Consider the following 5,672-nt stretch of genomic DNA (forward strand, 5'->3'; position numbering starts at 1 on the left):
GGCAGATCGAGGATTGAGCATCCGCTGTCGCGCATGACCTGCGGGGCATGGCCCGCCTCGGCCGCCGCGTCCGGAGGCTCTCGGCGTGGCCTCCGAGATGCCGGGCCAGGATGGCCTCCGCCCGGGCATAGAGAGCGAGGCGGTTCTCGGGCCGCACGAAGCCGTGGCCCTCGTCCGGGAACAGCGGATCGTTCACCGTGAGGCGCTTCGCATCGAGGGCTGCGACCCTCTGGTCGGACTCGGCCTGCTTCACCCGGGGGGCGGTGGCGCTTTGCGCGATCAGGAGGGGCGCCCGGATCCCGCCGGCCCGGTGAACCGGCGAGCGCGCACGCATCTGGTCCAGCCCCGCCGCGGTGTCCGGATCGCCGATCGCCCGGATCACCTGCGCGCGGAACGCCTCCCCGTGAGGGGGCTCGTCTGGCTGACCCGGACGAGCCCGGCCGCGCCGCCCGGGAAGGGCTTCAGGTCCCGGTTTGTCCCGGCGATCGACCGCACAGACGTGCCGGTTCTCGTCTCCGCCGCCATTCGGCAGATCGAGCAGAGGCCGCCCGGCCTGGGCCCGGCCGTAGAACCGGATCCCGCGCCCCGGATCGGCGGTCAGGGTTCAGACGACATCGGCGGCCCGCCGACGTCCATCGACGTCCCGGACCGCAGGGGTCGCTCAGGCCCGGACGCGCTCGATCTGCGCGCCGCAGCGGCCGAGCTTGGCCTCAAGCGCCTCGAAGCCGCGGTCGAGATGGTAGACCCGGTTGATCTGGGTCTCGCCTTCGGCGGCGAGGCCCGCGATCACCAGGGACACCGAGGCGCGCAGGTCGGTGGCCATGACGGGTGCCCCCCTCAGCCGCTCCACGCCCTCGACGATGGCGAGGTCGCCCTCGAGGCGGATCTTCGCGCCGAGCCGGGCCAGTTCCTGCACGTGCATGAACCGGTTCTCGAAGATCGTCTCGCGGATATGCGACTGGCCCTTGGCCAGCGTCATCAGCGCCATGAACTGCGCCTGCAGATCCGTGGGGAAGCCCGGGAACGGGTCCGTGGTGACGTCGACCGCCGCGATGCCGGCGCCGTTGCGGCGCACGCGGATGCCGCCCTCGACCGGGGTGATCTCGGCGCCCGTGGTCGACAGGATGTCGAGGGCCGCGTGCAGCAGATCGGCCCGCGTATCCTTCAGGACGACGTCACCGCCGGCCATCGCGACCGCCATGGCGTAGGTGCCGGTCTCGATCCGGTCGGGCAGGACCGCGTGGCGGGCGCCGTTCAGACGGGCCACGCCTTCGATCTCGATATGGGGCGTGCCGGCGCCGCGGATCTTCGCGCCCATCTTGTTCAGGCACTCCGCGAGGTCGACGACCTCCGGCTCGCGGGCGGCGTTCTCGATCACCGTGGTCCCGTAGGCGAGCGCAGCCGCCATCAGCGCCACATGCGTGCCGCCGACCGTGACCTTGGGGAAGACGATCTCGGCGCCGCGCAGGCCGTTCTTCGTGCGGGCGACCACGTAGCCGGCGTCGATCTCGATCTCGGCCCCGAGCTTCTCCAGGGCCATGATCAGCAGGTCGACCGGCCGGGTGCCGATGGCGCAGCCGCCGGGCAGCGACACCTTGGCCTCGCCGAACCGGGCGAGCAGCGGCGCGATCACCCAGAAGCTCGCCCGCATGGTCGAGACGAGGTCGTAGGGCGCGGTGGTGTCGATGACGTTCGAGGCGGTGAGCCGGATGGTCTGGCCCGTCTCGGTGGTCTGACCGGGGCGCTTGCCGACCACCATGTGGTCGACGCCGTGGTTGCCCAGGATCCGCGTCAGCGCGGCGATGTCGGCGAGCCGCGGCACGTTGATCAGTTCCAGCGTCTCGCCGGTGAGCAGGCTGGCGATCATCAGCGGCAGCGCCGCATTCTTGGCGCCCGAGATCGGGATCACGCCGTTGAGCGGCGCGCCGCCGGTGATGTGGATGCGGTCCATCGTGTGTCCTTGGGCGGCGCATCCCCGATGGCGCGCGGCCGGCCGTGCTGATCGCGGGCGCGGAAGCGCCCAGGCTTGGCCGTGCCCTATAGACCGGATTTGTCGGAATCAGGACCGTTGATCGCGGCCTCGGACGTGCAGGACCGGTCCGCGTCCGGAGCCGGTCTCGTTTCGGTCCGGCCCCGATCCTGCGCCTTGCGGCGCCGCAGATTCTGCCGCAGGGCCGCCTTCAGGCGCTCCGTGCGCGCATCCTTCGCGTCCGTCTTCGCGTCGGTCATGGCGCGACCCTTGGTCGCCGCAAGCTCGGGACACGGGCGTTCCGGTGTGAGGAGCCATCTGCGGGTTGAGACATGGGATTCGGAAGGGCGCCGGAGCCAAGTTCGAAGGGAAAGATCCTGACGGACGCTACCGGGTTCGTGCCGCCCTCTCAACGGATGCAACGCAGCGATGTCGGAACCTTACCTTGAACCAGTTCCAGATCCGCGCGTATCTTCCGGTCCTCACGCGAAGGACTGACCGAGGCCAGACCTCAGATCGCGGGACCCCGGCGCTTCAAGGCGCCGCCCGCGTGGCCGAAACGCGAAGGACGCTCGATGACCGTGACCCGGATGCCCAGCACGACGCTCGCCCCAACGGGATCGACGCGCGCCGGTTCCGGCTACGAGCGCTACTTCCGCGGCGCGCTGGATCAGCTGCACGGCGAGCGGCGCTACCGTGTCTTCGCCGATATCGAACGCATTTCCGGGCGGTTCCCGACGGCCAAGTGGCGTCAGCCCGACGGCAAGACGACCGAGATCACCGTGTGGTGCTCGAACGACTACCTCGGCATGGGCCAGCACAAGGAGGTGGTGGCCGCCATGACCGAGACCGCCGCCCGCTGCGGCGTGGGCGCGGGCGGCACCCGCAACATCGCCGGCAACAACTCGCCCCTCGTCGATCTCGAGCGCGAACTCGCCGACCTGCACGGCAAGGAGGCGGGTCTGGTCTTCACCTCGGGCTACGTGTCGAACCAGGCCGGCATCTCGACCATCGCCAAGCTGATTCCGGATTGCCTGATCCTGTCCGACGCCTTCAACCACAATTCGATGATCGAGGGCGTGCGCCATTCAGGCTGCGCGAAGAAGATCTTCCGCCACAACGATCTCCAGCATCTGGAGGAGCTGCTCCAGGAGGCCGGCGACCGGCCGAAGCTGATCGTCTTCGAGTCGGTCTACTCGATGGATGGCGACGTGGCGCCGATCAGCCGGATCTGCGACCTCGCCGACCGCTACGGCGCGATGACCTATCTGGACGAAGTCCACGCCGTCGGTCTCTACGGTCCGCGCGGCGGCGGCATCGCCGAGCGCGACGGGGTGATGCACCGGGTCGACGTGATCGAGGGGACGCTGGCCAAGGGCTTCGGCTGCGTCGGTGGCTACATCACCGCCTCGGCGGCGATCTGCGACGCCGTGCGCAGCTTCGCGCCGGGCTTCATCTTCACCACCGCGCTGCCGCCGGCCGTGGCGGCGGCGGCACGGGCGTCGGTGCGCTACCTCAAGCGTTCCAGCGCCGAGCGGGAGGCGCACCAGAGCCAGGCGGCGGCCACCAAGGCGGCCCTGGCCGCGGCGGGCCTGCCGATCCTGGAGACCGAGACCCATATCGTGCCGGTGATGGTCGGCGATGCCGAACTGTGCAAGGCCGCGGCCGACCACCTGCTGGAGCACCACGGCATCTACATCCAGCCGATCAATTATCCGACCGTTCCGCGCGGCACCGAGCGCCTGCGGATCACGCCGTCGCCATTCCACGACGCGGCGCATATCGAGCGCCTCGCCGCGGCCCTCAGCGAGACCTGGGAGGCGCTGGATCTGCCCCGGGCCGGCACGGTCTTCGTCGAGGCCGCCGAGTAGGGCCTCGGGTCTCCGTATCGACCGCCACGGCCTGGCCCCATCGAGGGGCCGTGGCCTCTATCACAGGGCGCGATCGGCTCACCCTTCCGGCTGAGGAAGGGTAGGTTCCGGATCAGGCGTACCGGTGACGCGCGCTCAGGTCGCGCCACGTCCGGCTGACGCACGCCCCTCATCCCGTCCCTCTCGCCCGAGGGACGGGCCGCGCCGCGACGACGATCCCTGGGACCCGGTCCGGGCCGGCCCCCCGCCGCACGGCGCCCATGTCCTGCCCCCATCTCGTCTTTTCCGGCGCCGGGCTGTAACGACGGCGTCAATCCTCACCCGCGAAAAGTCCGACCATGATCTCCTCCCCGCTCATGACCGTGATGGTCGATGCCGTGCGCAAGGCCGCGCGCGGCCTGCGCCGCGACTTCGGCGAGGTCGAGAACCTGCAGGTCTCGCGGAAGGGCCCGGGTGACTTCGTCTCCGCGGCCGACCGCAAGGCCGAGGAGGTGCTGCGCGACGCCCTGATGAAGGCGCGCCCGGGCTACAGTCTCGTGCAGGAGGAGAACGGGATCATCGAGGGGACCGACAAAAGCCACACCTGGCACATCGACCCCCTCGACGGCACCTCGAACTTCCTGCACGGCGTGCCCCATTTCGCCGTCTCGGTCGGCCTCGAGCGCGAGGGCCAGATCGTCGCCGGTGTGATCTTCGACCCGATCAAGGACGAGCTGTTCGTCGCCGAGCGCGGGAAGGGGGCCTATCTCAACAACCGGCGCCTGCGCGTCTCCGGCCGTCAGGACATGGCCGACGCGCTGGTGGGCTACGGAACGCCCTATCTCGGTCGCGGCAGCCATCCGCGACTCCTGCGCGAGCTGGGCGCCGTCATGGCGGTGGCCGGCGGCACCCGCCGGATGGGATCGGCGGCTCTCGACATGGCCTATGTCGCCTGCGGGCGCCTCGACGCCTATTGGGAGCGCGATCTCCAGACCTACGATTTCGCCGCCGGCGTGATCCTGGTGCGCGAGGCGGGCGGCTTCGTGACCTCCGCGGATGGCGCCGCCGAGCCGCTCGCGCCCCGGTCGGTGGCCTGCGGCAACGAGGAGCTGCACCGGGAACTCGTCGCCATCCTCAAGAAGGTCCAGGCGGCCTAGCGGCCCGTCATCCCGGGACCGCGCGGCGGAGACCGGGATCGAGGCCCGCCGACGCGCCGCGTCTCGACGCCCGCGGCGATCAGGGATTGCCCGCCTCGGGCGGGCTTCCTCGGAGCCAAGCGCGCCCGCGGCGACCGGACCGCTCGCGCCGCGTGGGACGGTCGCCGGACCGCCGGGACGCACCGAATGCGGCCTGACCCGCCCGGCCTGCCGCCGGAAACTGGTCAGGACCGCAACCTTCTGCTTTAAGCCCGCGGTTCTCCACGGAAGGCCGAACGCATGGAAGCCCGCCGCCACGTCGCGCTGAAGGAATCGATCCGCTCGATTCCCGATTACCCGAAGCCCGGGATCATCTTTCGCGACATCACCACGCTGCTCAGCGACCCGCGCGCCTTCCGGCGGGCGGTGGACGCGCTGGTTCACCCCTATGCCGGCGGGCAGATCCACCAAGTGGCCGGCATCGAGGCCCGGGGCTTCATCCTGGGCGGGGCCATCGCCCATCAGCTCTCCTGCGGCTTCGTGCCGATCCGCAAGAAGGGCAAGCTGCCCCACACGACGGTTTCGATGGCCTACGCTCTCGAATACGGCACCGACGAGATCGAGATCCACGTCGACGCGGTCCGGCCCGGCGACAGGGTGCTCCTGGTCGACGATCTGATCGCCACCGGCGGCACGCCCCGGCGGCGGTGAACCTGC

At 70.5% G+C, this 5,672-nt stretch carries 5 protein-coding genes and 1 pseudogene; 3 read left to right on the forward strand and 3 right to left on the reverse strand.

The window, feature by feature from the left end; all coding sequences use genetic code 11:
• From I53_RS27865 to I53_RS27875, 3 genes are all read right to left on the reverse strand, one after another.
• Nucleotides 1-382: prolyl oligopeptidase family serine peptidase (locus I53_RS27865; protein WP_043357119.1), on the reverse strand; the 382-nt coding region annotated here is incomplete at its 3' end.
• A 279-nt stretch (nucleotides 383-661) separates the two neighbouring features.
• Nucleotides 662-1,951, reverse strand: a complete 1,290-nt coding sequence (murA, locus tag I53_RS27870; RefSeq protein WP_043357121.1) for a UDP-N-acetylglucosamine 1-carboxyvinyltransferase — start codon at nucleotides 1,949-1,951, stop codon at nucleotides 662-664.
• Nucleotides 1,952-2,037: 86 nt separating this feature from the next.
• Nucleotides 2,038-2,229 carry a hypothetical protein gene (locus I53_RS27875; RefSeq protein WP_043357123.1) on the reverse strand — a complete coding sequence of 64 codons (192 nt, stop codon included), beginning with the start codon at nucleotides 2,227-2,229 and terminating at the stop codon, nucleotides 2,038-2,040.
• Between the two features lie 315 nt (nucleotides 2,230-2,544).
• Between I53_RS27875 and hemA the strand changes: the two genes are divergently transcribed.
• The 3 genes and pseudogenes from hemA to I53_RS27890 form a co-directional block, all read left to right on the forward strand.
• Entirely contained in the window at nucleotides 2,545-3,840 is a 1,296-nt protein-coding gene (gene hemA / locus I53_RS27880) for a 5-aminolevulinate synthase (protein WP_043357125.1), read from the forward strand.
• Between the two features lie 338 nt (nucleotides 3,841-4,178).
• Nucleotides 4,179-4,976 carry an inositol monophosphatase family protein gene (locus I53_RS27885; protein ID WP_043357127.1) on the forward strand — a complete coding sequence of 266 codons (798 nt, stop codon included), beginning with the start codon at nucleotides 4,179-4,181 and terminating at the stop codon, nucleotides 4,974-4,976.
• A 279-nt stretch (nucleotides 4,977-5,255) separates the two neighbouring features.
• Nucleotides 5,256-5,651, forward strand: a pseudogene (locus tag I53_RS27890) (adenine phosphoribosyltransferase); the annotation flags it as partial.
• Nucleotides 5,652-5,672 lie beyond the last annotated feature (21 nt).

It is taken from the genome of Methylobacterium sp. B1 (assembly GCF_000333255.1).
In the GTDB taxonomy this organism is placed as follows: Bacteria; Pseudomonadota; Alphaproteobacteria; order Rhizobiales; family Beijerinckiaceae; genus Methylobacterium; species Methylobacterium fujisawaense.